A 17,102-nucleotide genomic window follows, 5' to 3' on the forward strand; every position below is an offset into this window, starting at 1 on the left:
ACCAAAAAAATACAGTATCCACATTCGGTACTGTATTTCTTTTACTCTCATTCTTAAGTTAAATTATTAAAATCCCATATTTGGTCTATCCAGCCTTCATAAAAGTCTGGCTCGTGGCAGACCATAAGGATAGATCCCCTATATTCTTTGAGAGCGCGTTTGAGCTCATCCTTTGCATCCACATCCAAATGGTTGGTCGGCTCGTCCAGCACTAAAACGTTGTTTTCACGATTCATCAAGAGACAGAAACGAACCTTGGCTTGCTCTCCCCCTGATAATACTTGAATCTGGCTTTCAATATGTTTGGTTGTCAAACCACAACGGGCAAGGGCTGCACGGACTTCTGCTTGATTAAGGGCAGGAAAGGCATTCCAGACAGCTTCAAGAGGAGTTTGGCGATTACCGCCTTCTACTTCCTGCTCAAAATAACCAAGTTCTAAATAATCTCCACGCTCCACTTCCCCAGCGATTGGCGAGATAATGCCCAAGAGACTCTTCAAGAGAGTTGTTTTTCCAATACCATTAGCACCAATAATCGCAACCTTTTGATTGCGTTCGAAGGTAAGATTTAAAGGCTTAGTAAGAGGAAGGTCGTAACCAATTTGCAAGTTCTTGGCTTGGAAGATAAAGCGCCCTGGTGTACGAGCTGGTTTGAAATCAAAGGATGGTTTTGGTTTCTCACTTTGGAGTTCGATAATATCCATCTTATCCAATTTCTTTTGACGAGACATAGCCATATTACGAGTTGCAACACGGGCTTTATTACGAGCCACAAAGTCCTTGAGGTCTGCAATCTCTTTCTGCTGGCGTTCGTAGGCTGCCTCTAGCTGAGATTTCTTCATAGCATAAACTTCTTGGAACTGGTAGTAGTCACCAGAGTAACGCGTCAGCTGTTGATTTTCCACATGATAGACAATATTGATAACGTCATTGAGGAATGGAATATCGTGCGAAATGAGAACAAAGGCATTCTCATAGTTTTGGAGATAGCGCTTGAGCCAATCAATATGCTCAGCATCCAAGTAGTTGGTCGGCTCGTCCAACAGCAAGATATCAGGCTTTTCAAGGAGAAGTTTTGCCAAAAGCACCTTGGTTCTTTGCCCACCTGACAAAGAAGTTACATCCGTATCCATGCCAAAGTCCATAACACCAAGAGCACGCGCTACTTCGTCAATCTTAGCATCCAAGGTATAGAAATCACGACTCTCCAGACGGTCTTGAAGTTCTCCTACTTCTTCCATGAGAGCATCAACATCCGCACCGTCTTCAGCCATTTCCATATAGAGGTCATTGATACGAGCTTCAGCTTTGAAAAGCTCATCAAAAGCCGTACGGAGAACATCACGCACCGACTGTCTTTCAGCAAGGACAGAGTGCTGATCCAAGTAACCAGCCGTCACATATTTGGACCACTCAACCTTTCCTTCATCTGGCAGCATTTTACCAGTCACGATACTCATAAAGGTTGATTTTCCTTCACCATTGGCACCGACCAGGCCGATATGTTCCCCCTTGAGGAGACGGAAGGACACATCTTCAAAAATTGCACGGTCACCAAAACCGTGACTCAGATTTTTAACTTCTAAAATACTCATTTTAATTCCTTATCTTGTTTTTATGTAATCGTTTATAAAGGAGCCAAGCCAGATAGCCACCCAAAGTGTTGGTCCACAAATCATCAATCTCAAAGACGCGATTGAAATCAAAGAAAAAGTCCAAGATTAATTGCGTACACTCGATTCCAAGACTCACAAGAAAACTAAAAAGAAGGACCTTTTTTGTTTTCCGCAAATTTGGAAATAGATAAAGGAGTTGGAAAATCAGAGGAAAAAACAAGAAGACATTGAGGATATTTTGTAAAACAATCCAACATAATTGTCCAATGTCACTCACTTCGCCCAGTTTCCAGAGAGAATTGAAAGGAGTCAAAAGAAAAACCAGGCGTCCAAGATGCTGAATATCTGGAGTTCCCACTCCCACGGTAGATTGTTCTTGAGGAGTAAAGCAAAAATAGACAATGCAAATGCTATAGAAAATGACTCCCCAGACCAAAATATGATTATAAGTCTTCTTCATCATTAAGGATTTACCGCTGCGACTGCCTTCTGGCGGTCACGTTTCATTGTGTTAAAGAGCAATTGTCCACAAGCTGCGTCAATATCTGTACCATGCTCTTGACGAACCACACAGTTGCCCCCTTTTTTCTTAAGCGTATCATAGAAAGCCAACACGCGCTCTTTGGGACTACGGCTATATTGGTCATGCTCACTAACTGGGTTATAAGGAATCAAGTTTACATAAGACGATTTCTTGATGTTCTTGAGCAATTCAGCCAATTCCAAGGCTTGTTCCACACCGTCGTTGACTTCATTAAGCATGATATATTCAAAGGTTACACGACGGTTTGTTGTCTCAATGTAGTATTCAATAGCAGCAAAGAGTTTTTCAATCGGAAAGGCACGGTTAATCTTCATGATACTTGAACGAAGTTCATTGTTGGGTGCGTGAAGAGACACGGCAAGATTGACCTGAACCCCTTCATCAGCAAAGTCACGAATTTTATGAGCCAAACCTGAGATTGAAACCGTGATGTGACGAGCACCGATAGCCATTCCTTTATCATCATTGATAGTACGAAAGAAATTCAAGACATTGTTGTAATTATCAAAGGGCTCACCGATTCCCATGACAACGATATGGCTGATGCGTTCATCCTGACCACGCTCATCAAAGTATTTCTGAACCAGCATGATTTGCGCTACGATTTCACCGTTATTGAGGTCACGCTGCTTCTTAATCAAACCAGAGGCACAGAAGGTACAACCGATATTACAGCCGACCTGAGTGGTCACACAGACAGATAAACCATAGTGTTGACACATGAGTACAGTCTCAATTAACATACCGTCAGGCAATTCAAAGAGATATTTGACTGTACCATCAGCAGACTCTTGCACAATACCTTGTTTCAAGGGATTGACCACAAACTGGTCATTGAGCTTAGCAATCAAATCCTTGGAAAGGTTGGTCATTTCTTCAAATGACTGCACACGTTTACGGTAGAGCCATTCCCAGATTTGATCTGCACGGAATTTCTTTTCTCCCTGCTCCAATACCCATTCCTGCATGGTTTGATGTGCCAAACTATGAATTGAGGGTTTCATTTCTTCTCCTTATTCTCTACTCACTTCTGACGAATGACAAAATGACGTTGTTCCTTGTCCTCTTTCTGAGAATGCTGGTCTTTCTGACGACGTCTATTTTTCTTATCTGCATTCGACTTTCGTTTAGTTTGAGTCGGTTTCTTTCCTTTTCTAGAAGGTGTTTCTTCTTCCGTCTTACGCATTTTCTTGTCAAATGATGCTCGCTTAGGGGCTTCATTTTCTAAGACAAAATAGGCACAACCATAACTACAATACTCTAAAAGGTAGTCTTGTAAACGACTGATTTTTTCAAGTTTTTCTTCTGTTCGGTCATCCTTGTAAAAACCTCGTAGGCGAAGCTGTTCGTTGCTCCAGTCCCCCACGATATAATCAAACTTGGTTAAGACTTCTGAAAAACGCTGATTAAAAGTCGTCACATCAAAGGCATCCTTGATATTTTCAACCAAGGAAAAAGCTATCCCTTCCGTTTCGACCTTATCCCCGTGTAAATGGAACTCCGGACCAGGAAACTTGTTATAGTTGTATAATTCAGGTGCAATTTCTTTTCGCATAGATATCCTTTTTCCACGATTACTTAATACTTTATTCTACCATAATTTCTAGCAGTTAGCACGTTTCTCATAAAAATGAAAAAAGTCTGACGATTTTGTCAGACCAGAATCTTATAACCTAAAAAGAGAAGAACAATTCTTCCCTCCAACTATCATTATTTAGCAGCTGCGTACAATTCATCTACTTTATTCCAGTTGATTACTGAAAAGAAAGCTTTGATGTAGTCAGGACGCACGTTGCGGTATTTCACGTAGTAAGCATGTTCCCAAACGTCCAAGCCCAAGATTGGTTTTTTACCTTCTGAGATTGGTGTGTCTTGGTTTGCTGTTGAAGTCACTTCAAGTTTCCCTTCTTTGTTGACAACCAACCATGCCCAACCTGAACCAAAACGAGTTGTTGCTGCTGCAGTGAAGGCTGCTTGGAATTCTTCAAATGAACCAAATGTTGCATCGATTGCTGCTGCCAGTTCTGCTGAAGGAGCTGTTTTCTCGGGAGTCATCAATTCCCAGAAAAGAGCGTGGTTCAAGTGTCCGCCACCATTGTTGATAAGTGCTTGACGGATATCAGCTGGGATAGATTCTACATCAGCAAGCAAGGCTTCAAGGTCTTCACCGATTTCAGGGTGTTTTTCTAAAGCTGCATTGGCATTGTTGACATAAGTTTGATGGTGTTTGTCATGGTGCAAATGCATTGTTTCCGCATCGATGTATGGTTCCAAAGCGTCGTATGCATATGGAAGTTCTGGTAAGATAATAGCCATCTGTAATACCTCTTTTTCTTTCTATATGAAAATGATAACGCAAACATTCACTTTTTTCAAGTTTTTTGCTTATAGATAAGGAAATCACTGACATACTTTCTAATAAAATAAGCAAATCAGCAAGAAACCCACGACAAGATAATCCTGACGCGGGTTGTAGTTTCAACAAATGTCAATTGACCTGACTAGCAATCTGTAAGAGTGCCTTTTCAAAAAGGAAACCTTTTTCATAAAGACCTGTCTTAATCTGATAGTCTGTCTCAATCAAATAGGAAATAGCTTGCTTCAGAAAGCTCAAAGAAAGTCCTCTCGAATCTCTTAATGCAAACTTGATTTGATAAGGATTTGGGTTACGTCCCAGATAACTACCTAAACTACTTGCAATCTGCGATTCTGTTTGGCCAGACTCCGCCAAAATCTTCACCTGAGTAAAAGTCCGAAATTGTCCCAGCATGACTGCAATCAGTTTGATTTCATCTTCCCCTTGCAAGGTCAAGTCTCTCACCAAATCGCGCGCCTGATCCATCTTTTTAGTCAGAATAAACTGAGTTAAATCAAAAATATTGTCCTGCAAGGTCTTGGGAATTGCGTTAACAATATCCTCTTCCTCAATAACAGAATTCGCCTTATAGGACTGTAAAAAGAGAAGATTTTTCTGGATTTCGCTAAATTGAAACCCCGACTTGATGAGGAGATTTTCAAAAGAATGATTGGTAAACTGCAGACCTTGTTTCTGACTCCACTTTTGGAAATACTGGCGCAATTCTTGTTCTTTTACTTCTACTGCATCGAAGACCTTGGCATCACGCTTAAGTAATTTGACTAACCGTCTTTTGCTATCCAGCTTTCCTTCTGCAAAGATTATCAACTTGGTTGTTGGAGAAGGATTGTCAAGGTATTCCTCAAATGACTTAAGCTCATCATCTGTCAAAAAGCGTTTCTTAGCAGTCGTGATATCCATAAAATAATCTAATATCACGATTTTCTCATCCGCAAAGAAAGGAAGGCTGACCAACTCCAGTTCCACATCCTTGTAAACTACTTCTTTCATATCAAAGTAGGCAAAGTTGAGGTCAGCAGAATCATACCCAATCTGTTTCAACATTTGACTCTTCATCACTTCAAACTGACCCTGATCTGTCCCTGTAAATAGGCTCAGGCTCGGTAAATTTGATAAAGTCAACTTCTGACTTTCTTCAATGGCTAGCATCGTCTCTCCTTTCTTCAGATTTTTTGATTTAATTTAGTCAATATAGCGCAATTTCCCACGGAAATCTTCTAAGCTCTCGTAGCCTTTTTCCACCATGATTGCTTTCAGTTCATTGGTAATGCGGTCAAAAGCACTGACGCCTTCTTTGTGAAGGGTCGTTCCCACCTGCACCATACTTGCTCCACAGAGGATGTGTTCAAAGGCATCTCGACCAGTCAGAACGCCACCTGTTCCGATAATTTGGATTTGAGGATTTAAACGTTGATAAAAGGCGTGAACATTGGCTAGAGCAGTCGGTTTGATGTATTCTCCACCAATTCCACCAAAACCATTCTTAGGCCGAATAACGACAGATTCGTCTTCTATATAGAGGCCGTTTCCGATAGAGTTAACGCAGTTGACAAACTTGAGCGGATATTTGTTGAAAATAGCTGCCGCTTGATCAAAGTGAACAATATCAAAATAAGGTGGCAATTTAATTCCAAGAGGTTTGGTGAAGTAAGCAAACACTTCTGCCAAAATCCGGTCTGTTGTCTCAAAATCATAGGCAATCTGAGGTTTACCTGGAACATTTGGACAGGAAAGATTTAGCTCAGTCAGACCACGAAAATCACTCTCTTGGACTTTTTTCAAAATAGTATGGGTTTCCTCTGGAGACATGCCGACCAGAGATAAGAAGAAAGTTCGGTTCGACTCTTTTTCCTGCAAATCTAAAAGATAATCCAAATAATAGTCTAAGCCATTATTTGGCAAGCCCATAGAGTTGATGGAACCAAGTGGAACATCTTGGTAGCGTGGCTCAGGATTCCCCTGACGGAAGTCCAAGGTCGCTGTCTTAGTAACAAAGGTTCCTGCCGCTGAGTTTTTGACCTCTTCTAACTCCTCTATCGTCATACAAGCCACACCTGCTGCATTCATCAAGCAATTGTCAAACTCAAAACCAGCAATTTGTGTTTTCGTTGATACCATGATTCTAATCCTCCAGATTTCTTTTATTGCTAATATTATACCATAATTTTAATTCTAGGTTTACTAGATTCTGTGGTTCTATCTATTTATTCGGAAAAGAAAGTCTAGTACAGAAGTCATGCTATGGAAACAGCTAGTGTATTGGAAGTTTGAACAAGGCTTGGGTAACAGACTTTTGAATGAAGTCCAAGCAACAAGGAGAAATCTCAACCATGAGTCCATTCCATGACTCTGTTGATCTAGAAAACCTTGCAATAGTCAAGTGATAACGAATAAAACTTTGGCTTGAAATATCCCCATGATTATCTATTACGAGGAGAAATCTCAACCTTTATCATTTTTAAAGAAATATAGTAAAATGAAACAAGAACAGGAGAAATCGATCAGGACAGTCAAATCGATTTCTAACAATGTTTTAGAAGTTGAGGTGTACTATTCTAGTTTCAATCCATTATACATGTAAATCTCTACTTTCGCAAAATGGATTTTCAGAACAGTATCCCAGTATAGTTAAAAACTATAAAAAAGAGAGGACGTTCCCCTCTTAAAATCTTATTTTACTGCTTCTTTCAAAGCATCTACCTTATCCAAACGTTCCCATGGAAGATCAATATCTGTACGTCCCATGTGACCGTAAGCCGATGTTTGACGGTAAATTGGACGCTTGAGGTCCAGCATTTGGATAATCCCTGCAGGGCGAAGGTCAAAGATTTGACGAGCCGCTTTTTCAAGTTGACTTTCAGCTACTGTTCCTGTACCGAAAGTATCGATACGAACAGAAACAGGTTGCGCAACACCGATAGCATAGGCCAACTGCACTTCTGCCTTCTTAGCAAGGCCTGCTGCAACGATATTCTTGGCAATATAGCGAGCCGCATAAGAGGCTGAACGATCCACCTTAGTCGCATCTTTACCAGAGAAGGCACCACCACCATGACGAGAGTAGCCACCATAAGTATCTACAATAATCTTACGACCAGTCAAACCTGAGTCCCCTTGAGGACCACCGATTACAAAACGACCTGTCGGATTGATAAAGAATTTTGCCTTATCATCAAGATAAGAAGATGGAATAACTTCTTTGATGACCTTGTCAATCACATCTTGATGGATTTGTTCATTAGTGGCCTCTGGATCATGCTGAGTAGAAATAACGACTGTATCTACACGTACCGGACGGTCATTTTCATCGTACTCAACTGTAACTTGTGATTTTGCATCTGGACGGAGATAGCTAATTTCTCCAGACTTACGAAGTTCTGCCAGACGACGAACCAATTTATGACTGAGTGCAATTGGCAATGGCATGAGCTCTTCTGTTTCATCTACTGCAAATCCAAACATGAGCCCTTGGTCACCTGCTCCAATCAAGTCCAGTGGATCTTGATCAGCATTTCCACGAACCTCCAAGGCTTCGTTAACACCTTGAGCGATGTCAGGAGATTGTTCCACCAAAGATGGGTGTACTCCCACCGTCTCAGCAGAAAATCCATATTCTGTATTGGTATAACCAATCTCTGCAATGGTATCACGAACCACACGGTTAATATCCACATAGGCATTTGTAGAAATTTCACCAAAAACGTGGACAGAACCAGTATATACAGCTGTTTCAGCAGCAACGTGCGCCTCTGGATCCTTTGCTAAAATAGCATCCAAAATCGCATCTGAAATTTGGTCTGCAATCTTATCCGGATGCCCCTCAGATACAGATTCAGACGTGAATAATTTACGTTCTGACATAAAAATGTCCCCCCTTAAAAAATATTGTTATAGAGTTACAAAGTACTGATAGGAATTTCCATTATCTAAGAGTTACTAGCTTCAGAAATAAAAACGATACTTTTTTATTTCTGAAGCTAGTAAGGCGCATAGGGTGACCGCAGTATGGCGGCAACCGTAGAAAGACGAGCGACCTCGAAGCCGTCATTCTTTGCGAATTGCAAACTACTGATAGGAAAACTCTTCGTAATAAATACCTACCATCTTATCGGGACTATATAACTTTATCATTATACCATTTTTAATCGCAATTTGCAGTCTTTAATGTAGTGTTTCGGTTTAGATAGTTCGTTCTCATAAATAAAAAAGTTGGAGCTCAGTACTCCAACAATTTCTATTAAAATGTTTGGCGTTTAGCTTTACGCTCTGCACGACCGCGAGCGCGATTTTCAGCACGCTTGGTTTTACGGCGCTTTTCATCAACCGCCCATTGAATTTTCTTCTTATAACCCGGTTTGACTTTTTTCTTTTTCTTTTTAACCAAACCAATCATTTCGATATCAAGTTTATCTTGTTTTTTCTCACGGTTGGCACGACGATCACGGTCATAGGTATCTTGAAATTCCCCGTCTTTGACCATCTTAGGACTAAACTTGATTCCCAATTTCTCCAACTCACGGATATCCGAGTCATCACTTGGCTGATAAAGGGTAATAGCTGTACCTGGTAGGCCATTTCGTCCAGTACGACCAACACGGTGAACAAAAAAAGATAAGTCTTGCGGAATGGCATCATTGATGACATGGCTGACACCTTCAATGTCAATCCCACGTGCTGCCAAATCTGTTGCGACAATATACTCAAAATCCAGATTTTGCACCTGATTCATGATTCGCTTGCGTTCACGAGGGGCAATATCGCCATGGATTTTTGCAACCTTCAAGCCTTGAGCAGTCAGATATGAATGCAATTCATCAGCACGCGTTTTAGTGTTAACAAAAATCATTGCCAAATACGGCTGCATCGACTGAGTCAACTGGTAAATTTGAGCATTCTTATCATGTCCCTTGGTCGAAATCAACCAATTATCAATGGTGTCAGAAATAACCGTTTTGGTCTTAATTTTCTCCATAACAGGATTTGATAAGTATTTTTTCAAGAATGGTTGCAGTTTTTGTGGGATAGTCGCTGAGAAGACCATGAATTGCAAGTCTTTTGGAAGACTGTCAGCAATCTTATCAACAGTTTCCAAGAATCCCATATCCAAGGTCATATCTGCTTCATCAACAACAAATGTCTTGGCTTTATGAATAGCTAAATCACCAGATTTAACCAAGTCGTAGATACGGCCTGGTGTTCCAATAACAATATGAGGCTGATTGCTTTCCAATTTCTCAATCTGGCGAGCCTTATCCGTACCACCCACATAATTAACCACACGAACTTCGACATCTGAGTGAGCTGAAATCTGACGCGCTACTTGGTAAATTTGAGTAGCCAACTCACGACTCGGTGCAGTAATCACTGCTTGTACACTATCGCTAGCTTCATCTAATTGCTGAAAAATCGGTAACAAGAAAGTATGAGTCTTACCTGAACCTGTTTTTGATTCTCCTACTAGGTCACGACCTGCCAAAACAATAGGAATCAACTTGTCTTGCACCTCTGTTGGAGTTGTAAATTTTAACTCCTTCAAGGCTTCTCTAATATAGTTTTTAAATTGAAATTTCGTAAATGACATAACATCCTCGATTCTATCTATCTTATCAATTATACCATATTTTATTCCATTACAGTAGTCTCACTTATTTAGGCTATTTCCAGTAGCTTCTCTAGTAAGAAAAGGCTGGAATTTTATAGTTCCAACCTCTTTTCAGTTATTATTTCCAGTTTAATATAGCATTCAAGCCATAGTGATCACTCACTTGTGGACTCTTGTTACCATCAAATACGACATGTAAATTTTCCACCGCTAACTCTTTGGTAGTAAAGACATAATCGATTCGAAGGGGTTCAGTGTTCCCTTTCCAGCCATCAATTTCAGGCGGAACAGTATAGCTACCACTTTTCTCTTGAGCAACTTCAAATGCGTCTTGTAAGCCTAATGGACTAGCTAAAATAGCTTGGTAACCTTCCTGACCTGCTGGGTTGTTAAAATCTCCAGCTAGTAAAAGTGGCTTGTTCAATTTTTTCAAGACAGCCTCAAATCGTGCCCATTCTTCTTGAAAACCTTTATCCCACCAAGAGAGATGAACACTGGCAACTGCTAGCTCCTTGCCATCGACTACAGTTTCAGCTAGGGCAACACGGCGAGTATGATAGTCTGTTGGATCATCCACATCTGAAACCAAAATTTCTCTGGCTTCAATAGGTGTTTTAGACAAGATAGCCACACCTTCGTGGTAGCGGTCATAGCCGATATGGTTATAAGCCCAGGTCCAGTAGTAATTTTTCCCTTGCTCTAACAACTTTTCAACCAAGAGTCTAACATAATGGTCTTGGTGAATAGGCTCAGCTGCTGGCAAAGCTTGATAAAGGTCATTAACCTCCACCTCTGACGAGGTCATCTCCTGATTGATTTCTTGGAAACAAATCAAATCATAGTCCTTTTCAAGAATATCTTCAAGCAAAATCTGGAATTTTTCCTCTGCTTCTTTCTCCATCCAACTGTGAGTATTGAGTGTTAAAAATTTCATTCTTTTCTCCCAAAATAAGAGGTTGGAATACAGCTTCCAACCTCAAGTATATTACAATTCTACTTTAGCAACTGCTGTTTTAGCTGCAAGAGAACCTGTTTTTTCTAATTTAACTGATTTAATTGCATCACCATTTGTGAAGACAACTACTGTTGAAGTTTCACGTCCTGCTGCACGGATAGCATCCAAGTCAGCTGTGACAAGGAGATCTCCTGCTGCAACTTTTTGTCCTTCAGCAACATGAACTGTAAATGGTTTACCTTCAAGACTTACTGTGTCCAAACCAATGTGAACCAATACTTCAAGACCTGCTTCCGTCACAATACCAAAAGCATGTTTTGTTGGGAAGATGCTTGACACAGTACCTGAAACTGGAGATACAATGTTTCCATTTGCAGGTTCTACTGCAAATCCATCACCCATCATTTTTTGAGCAAATACTGGATCCTTTACTTGTTCCAAACCAACAACTTGACCGTCTGCTACTGAGTAAACTTCCTCAGTAAGATTTTTGAAGTGAACAGTGTTTTGTTGTGCTTCAGTCATTTGGCTTGGAAGAGTTTCAGGAATGATTTCACCTGAATCAAGGATATCTTGGATATCAGATTTCAAAATGTCAGCTTTTGGACCGTAGATAGCTTGAACCCCTTGTCCTTTCATCACAAGACCCATAGCTCCTTCTGCTTTCCATTGCTCTGCATTTCCTACTTTATCTGCATCTTTAACAGTTACACGAAGACGAGTCATACATGCATCAACATCAACGATGTTTACACGTCCACCAAGAAGGTTGATAATGTTTACAGCTTGAGAGCCTGCTGCAACTTTCACTTCGCTGCTGGTTTCTTCTGAACCTTCAGCAGTTTCGTAGTTTCCGTTGCGCCCTGGAGTTGCGTAGTTGAATTTTTGAATCATGAAGTTTGCGATAAAGTACATGATTACAGCAAAGAGAACAGTTACCCAAACGAAGTTAACGATATCCATACCAATACCAGCACTGATTGCAATAGGTGTACGAGTCAAGAACTCGATTGAACCGAATGAGTGCATACGTAGGTTTACGACGTCAGCCATAGCGAAGGCAGCACCTTGAACAAGTGAGTAAACAAGATACATAGGTGTTGCGATGAACATGAACATGTATTCGATTGGTTCAGTAACCCCTGTCAAGAATGTTGCAAGAGCTGTTGCAATCATCATACCTTTGTATTTATGTTTCTTGTCAGCATCAACATTACGGTAGATAGCAACAATCACACCCATCAAGATACCGAATGAACCGATCATTTGTCCAACTTTGAAACGAGCTGGATGTACTGTATCTAACAAGTGTTGATATTGACTAGTATCAGTACCTTTAAGGTTTACAAGGTCTGTTACCCATGCAAGCCATAGTGGGTCTTGACCGAATACTTGAGTACCTTTAGCTGCACCAGTTAAAATGTCATAAGTACCACCAAGAGCTGTGTAGTTCATTGGGATAGTCAACATGTGGTGAAGACCAAATGGCAAGAGCAAACGTTCCAAAGTACCATACAAGAATGGTGCAAGAATTGGAGCAGTTTCTTGTGAGTTGGCAATCCAGATACCGAAGTTATTGATACCTGTTTGAACTACTGGCCAGAAAGCAGCAAGTAGAATTGCAGCGATTGCTGAACGAAGAATAACTACAAATGGTACGAAACGTTTCCCGTTGAAGAATGAAAGTGCATCAGGAAGTTTACGGAAGTTGTAGTATTTGTTGTAAGCAGTTGCCCCTACAAAACCTGAGATAATCCCTACGAATACCCCCATGTTCAAGGCTGGAGCTTCAAGAACACTGATAAAGTAATCAGCAACTTTGATTGAACCACCAAAGAAAGTAGTTACCATAGCATCTGGATTTTTCAACATATCGCCTGATACACCAAAAATTGTACCAGTGATACGGTTAATCAAGATGAAGGCAAGACCAGCGGCGAAAGCACCACCAGCACGTTCTTTAGCCCAGCTTCCTCCAATGGCTAGGGCAAACAAAATGTGAAGGTTACCGATAACCCCCCAACCGATTTGCTCAAGAATTCCACCTGTGATGACAAGTGGTGTAAAGGTTGGGTTAATCATCACGATAGACTTACCGATTGAAATCATCAAACCAGCAGCCGGCATAACCGCGATAACTACCATCAAAGCCTTACCGAATTTTTGCCAAAATTCGAAAGACAAGACATTTTTGAATGTATCTTTCATCATTCAAATCTCCTTTATTTTTATTTAGGCAAACGTTTTACGAAAACGTTTGCACCTTCTATGATTTAATTATACCACTTTAATTTTTTTTGTAAAGGCTTTTATAAAAAAATTACACTTTTTTCTAAAAAATTTCTAGTGCGCCAAATTTCAAGTTCAAATTAGCCATCAAGAAGTCTTCTCTGGGGGACTTCTTTGGAAGCTCTTTTCTTCTACGCATCTCTTTTCAAAAACTCTTGTAGCAAAAAAGGAGATTTTACAATCTCCTCATAAAAGCAGCTATTTTACCTAAATCTTCAAGAATCGGCGCATGGATATTCCTGATCCCAATGAACCAATGAAAACCCCAATCACAAATAGTAGGGCAATCATCAACGGACTAAATAAATCTGGACTAATCATGGATAGATTTTGCCCTACCAACGATTTGTTGACAGATTGGTAAACAATTTGATAAACAATAAAGACCAAAACAGATGGTGCGATAGCTCCCAATAAACCGATAAAGGCTCCTTCTAACAAGAACGGTCCACGGATATAACTGTTTTTAGCTCCAACCAAGCGCATGATTTGAATTTCGCGACTGCGGGAAATAATGGTAATACGAATGGTATTTGAAATCAAGAAAACTGCGATAAAAATTAACAAAGCAGCAATCCCTAGTCCCCAAACACGGATAAATGAAGCTAACTTGAAGAGTCTTTCTGTATTGGCACCGCCATCTTGAACCTCAGAGACACCTTCAATTTTTTTAGCATCTTCGGCTATAGTTTTTACATCATTTGGAGTGTTTGCCTCTACAATATAGGCATCATAGAGAGGATTGGCATCTCCTTCAAAGATTTTCCAGTTATCTCCCATTATCTCGGTTAATTTTTCATATTGTTCTTCTTTACTTGAAAAGGTAACACTTTTAACCGTAGACATGTTCTTCAAAGAATCATATACCTTGTGGTAGTCATTATTTGTAACAGTTTGACCTTCTTTTTCAATTGTCTGACTATTATCTTCCACATCCTTTCGGATATAAACTACTACACGGACATTATTTTCAATATCTGTAGCTAGTTTCGCTGTATTGAAAATAACAGATGCAAATATTGCCACCAAGGTCAAAGTAATCATGACTGAACTGACAGCAGCTACTGTCATCCAACCATTTCGTTTCAAACTTTTTAAGGCTTCAAATAAATGGCGAAAAAATCTACTAATCATCGGATCCATACTCTCCTTTTGATTCGTCACGAACGACACGGCCATTTTCAATGGCAATGACACGGTGGCGCAAGGTATTTACAATCTGGCTATTATGAGTCGCCATCAAAATAGTTGTCCCTTGTAGGTTAATCCGTTCCAAGAGATTCATAATTTCCCATGAATTATCCGGATCCAGATTTCCTGTTGGCTCATCAGCTATCAATACTTTGGGATTATTTACAATTGCACGCGCAATCGCAATTCGCTGCTGCTCCCCACCTGAGAGTTCATTTGGGAAAGAACGAACCTTATGCTTCAATCCAACCAAGTCCAAAACTTCCATCACTCGTCTTTTGATATTACGGCGATTTTCCCCGATTACTTCCATAGCGTAAGCAATATTTTCATAGACAGTTTTCTTTGGTAACAATTTATAATCTTGGAAGACAACCCCAACACTACGACGTAGAAGCGGGACATCTTTCTTTTTGATCTTAACCAGATTAAAACCAGCAACTGATAGACTTCCTTTATCGATTTTTACTTCACGATACAGAGAACGAATAAAAGTTGACTTCCCTGCTCCTGAAGGTCCTACGATGTAAGCAAATTCCCCCGGTTGAACGCTAACCGAAACACCGCGTAGAGCAGTCGTTCCGTTGTCGTATTTTTTAACGACATCTCTCATTTCAATAATTGACATGTGAGTTCCTTTCTATCTTAGCTAATTCGCCACTTGAGATAAGCATCGATAAAACCATCTAGGTCCCCATCCATAACCTTATCTACCTGAGCAACCTCAAAGCTAGTTCGGTGATCTTTTACCATAGTATAAGGCGTGAAGACATAAGAACGGATTTGGCTTCCCCAAGTGATCTCCTTTTTCTCACCTTTGAGAGAATCTACCTCCGCAGCCTTCTTATCTTGCTCCATTTGATAGAGCTTAGCCTGCAACATCTTCATGGCACGATCTCTATTTCCATACTGGGTACGATCCACTGTTGATTGGACAACAATTCCAGTTGGAATGTGGGTTAAACGTACACCTGTTGAAACCTTATTGACGTTTTGTCCACCGGCACCACCTGAACGGAAGGTATCCATCTTGATATCATCTTCACGGATTTCCACTTCAATAGTATCATCCAATTCTGGCATCACTTCTACAGATGTGAAAGAGGTATGGCGACGTTTGGCAGAGTCAAATGGTGAGATTCGCACTAAGCGATGAACACCCATTTCTGACTTGAGGAGACCATAGGCATTAGGCCCTTCAAATGATAAAGTTACCGACTTAATACCAGCCTCATCACCTGCTTGGTAATCCAACACTTCCACTTTAAAGCCTTTAGCATTACCATAACGAGTATACATACGAAGCAACATATCACCCCAGTCCTGCGCCTCAGTACCACCAGAACCTGGATGGATTTCCAAGATGGCATTGTTGTGGTCATAAGGTTCTGACAATAGTAGAGTCATCTCGTAGCTGGTCATTATCTTATCAAGTTCGGCTAACTGCGCTACCAGTTCATCATGCACTGACTCGTCTTCAGCCAAAAAATCCAATAAAATTTCGACTTCATCCTGCAACTCTTCCATCTTATGGAAGGTATTGTAAGTGTTTTTTAATTCATTCAATTCTTGCGACGTTTTTTGGGCCGCAATATTATCGTTCCAAAAATCAGGTTCTGTCATCTTGTTTTCCAAGATGGCAATCTCTTCCTCTAGCCCTTCGAGGTCAAAGAGACCCCCTGAAAGAAGCTAATTTTTCACGATTTGCGTCAATTTTCTGACGAATTACTGAAATGTCCATAAATACTCCTTTTTTACATTATTTCATTATAGCATATTTTATCATTTCTTTCCATCTTTTGCTCTAATCCCCTTTTCATGAAAAAAGAAGCCTTTGGGCTTCCCTTCTTACAAGACTTTTGCTGAAGTGCGAGCGATTTCTTCCACTTGAATACCATTTGCTTCAAATTTTTCTTTCAAGGCTGGTAAATCAATTGATCCATCGATTTGCACTTCGATAATCACCTTACCATCCTTACGCGGAATATTGACTGTATGGGAGATATTCAAATTTTCTTCTACAATCAAAGAAACAATTTTTCCAAGAACACCAACTTCATCTTCTGTAACAAAGCGTACACGAATCCCTTCTTCGCCATAACCTGCAATTTCAAGAAAGGCTTGGAAAACGTCACGGTCAGTAATAACTCCGTATACTTGATGGTTATCTACGACAGGGAGAATACTAATCTTATTTTTCAACATCAGATAAGTTGCATCTTCTAGACTAGCATAGCCTGAGACAGTGACAACATCGCGAATCATGACATCTTTTACTTTTGTCTTATTCAGAAGATAATTCATCTCATAGATAGAAAGACTTGTTGCTTTAGATGGACTTGCTTGTGCAATGGTTCCCTCAGTCACCAAACCAACTAATTGATCATTTTCGATAACAGGCAGACGGTGCAAACCTTGCTCTCTCATCAAATCTGCTGCATGAGATACTGTTGTATCTGGACTAATATAAACTACCTTGCGGGTCATAAAATCTTTAACTGCCATGAGACTTCTCCTTTTCTATTCTT

Annotated in this window: 15 protein-coding genes; all 15 read right to left on the reverse strand. The window is 40.3% G+C overall.

Features of this window, described 5'->3' with window-relative positions:
• Nucleotides 1-53: 53 nt before the first annotated feature.
• Nucleotides 54-1,595, reverse strand: a complete 1,542-nt coding sequence (locus AT689_RS09970; RefSeq protein ID WP_000025389.1) for an ABC-F family ATP-binding cassette domain-containing protein — start codon at nt 1,593-1,595, stop codon at nt 54-56.
• Between the two features lies 1 nt (nt 1,596).
• Nucleotides 1,597-2,079: a VanZ family protein gene (locus AT689_RS09975; RefSeq protein WP_000976717.1), complete on the reverse strand. Its 483-nt coding sequence runs from the start codon at nt 2,077-2,079 to the stop codon at nt 1,597-1,599.
• Nucleotides 2,079-3,164, reverse strand: coding sequence for a 23S rRNA (adenine(2503)-C(2))-methyltransferase RlmN (gene rlmN / locus AT689_RS09980; RefSeq protein ID WP_000804620.1), 1,086 nt, complete (start codon nt 3,162-3,164; stop codon nt 2,079-2,081). Before rlmN ends, AT689_RS09975 begins: the two co-directional genes overlap by 1 nt.
• 20 nt (nt 3,165-3,184) lie before the next feature.
• Nucleotides 3,185-3,715 carry a YutD family protein gene (locus AT689_RS09985; RefSeq protein WP_001224351.1) on the reverse strand — a complete coding sequence of 177 codons (531 nt, stop codon included), beginning with the start codon at nt 3,713-3,715 and terminating at the stop codon, nt 3,185-3,187.
• A 155-nt stretch (nt 3,716-3,870) separates the two neighbouring features.
• Entirely contained in the window at nt 3,871-4,476 is a 606-nt protein-coding gene (gene sodA, locus AT689_RS09990; RefSeq protein ID WP_000974746.1) for a superoxide dismutase SodA, read from the reverse strand.
• 172 nt (nt 4,477-4,648) lie between these two features.
• Entirely contained in the window at nt 4,649-5,686 is a 1,038-nt protein-coding gene (gene holA / locus AT689_RS09995) for a DNA polymerase III subunit delta (protein WP_000879647.1), read from the reverse strand.
• Between the two features lie 33 nt (nt 5,687-5,719).
• A complete protein-coding gene (locus AT689_RS10000) occupies nt 5,720-6,655 on the reverse strand; it encodes a dihydroorotate oxidase (RefSeq protein WP_000255160.1) in 936 nt (311 codons plus the stop codon).
• A gap of 552 nt (nt 6,656-7,207) precedes the next feature.
• Entirely contained in the window at nt 7,208-8,398 is a 1,191-nt protein-coding gene (gene metK / locus AT689_RS10005) for a methionine adenosyltransferase (RefSeq protein WP_000003933.1), read from the reverse strand.
• 376 nt (nt 8,399-8,774) lie between these two features.
• Nucleotides 8,775-10,118: a DEAD/DEAH box helicase gene (locus AT689_RS10010; RefSeq protein ID WP_000011013.1), complete on the reverse strand. Its 1,344-nt coding sequence runs from the start codon at nt 10,116-10,118 to the stop codon at nt 8,775-8,777.
• Between the two features lie 139 nt (nt 10,119-10,257).
• Complete coding sequence (locus tag AT689_RS10015) at nt 10,258-11,073, reverse strand: endonuclease/exonuclease/phosphatase family protein (RefSeq protein WP_000670830.1); 816 nt, start codon at nt 11,071-11,073, stop codon at nt 10,258-10,260.
• 51 nt (nt 11,074-11,124) lie between these two features.
• Nucleotides 11,125-13,305, reverse strand: a complete 2,181-nt coding sequence (locus tag AT689_RS10020) for a PTS transporter subunit IIBC (RefSeq protein ID WP_000974082.1) — start codon at nt 13,303-13,305, stop codon at nt 11,125-11,127.
• A 285-nt stretch (nt 13,306-13,590) separates the two neighbouring features.
• Entirely contained in the window at nt 13,591-14,517 is a 927-nt protein-coding gene (gene ftsX, locus AT689_RS10025; RefSeq protein ID WP_000625536.1) for a permease-like cell division protein FtsX, read from the reverse strand.
• Nucleotides 14,510-15,202 (reverse strand): cell division ATP-binding protein FtsE, encoded by a 693-nt coding sequence (gene ftsE, locus AT689_RS10030; RefSeq protein WP_000022267.1) that lies wholly within the window; start codon nt 15,200-15,202, stop codon nt 14,510-14,512. Before ftsE ends, ftsX begins: the two co-directional genes overlap by 8 nt.
• A gap of 17 nt (nt 15,203-15,219) precedes the next feature.
• Nucleotides 15,220-16,315, reverse strand: a protein-coding gene (gene prfB, locus AT689_RS10035) for a peptide chain release factor 2 (RefSeq protein WP_010963246.1) whose coding sequence is annotated in 2 segments (ribosomal slippage) — nt 15,220-16,242 and nt 16,244-16,315 — 1,095 coding nt in all. Because the reading frame shifts where the segments join, the coding sequence is not laid out codon by codon here.
• A gap of 107 nt (nt 16,316-16,422) precedes the next feature.
• Nucleotides 16,423-17,079 carry a CBS domain-containing protein gene (locus AT689_RS10040; protein WP_000268677.1) on the reverse strand — a complete coding sequence of 219 codons (657 nt, stop codon included), beginning with the start codon at nt 17,077-17,079 and terminating at the stop codon, nt 16,423-16,425.
• Nucleotides 17,080-17,102: the final 23 nt, after the last annotated feature.

This window comes from Streptococcus pneumoniae (assembly GCF_001457635.1).
Lineage (GTDB): Bacteria > Bacillota > Bacilli > Lactobacillales > Streptococcaceae > Streptococcus > Streptococcus pneumoniae.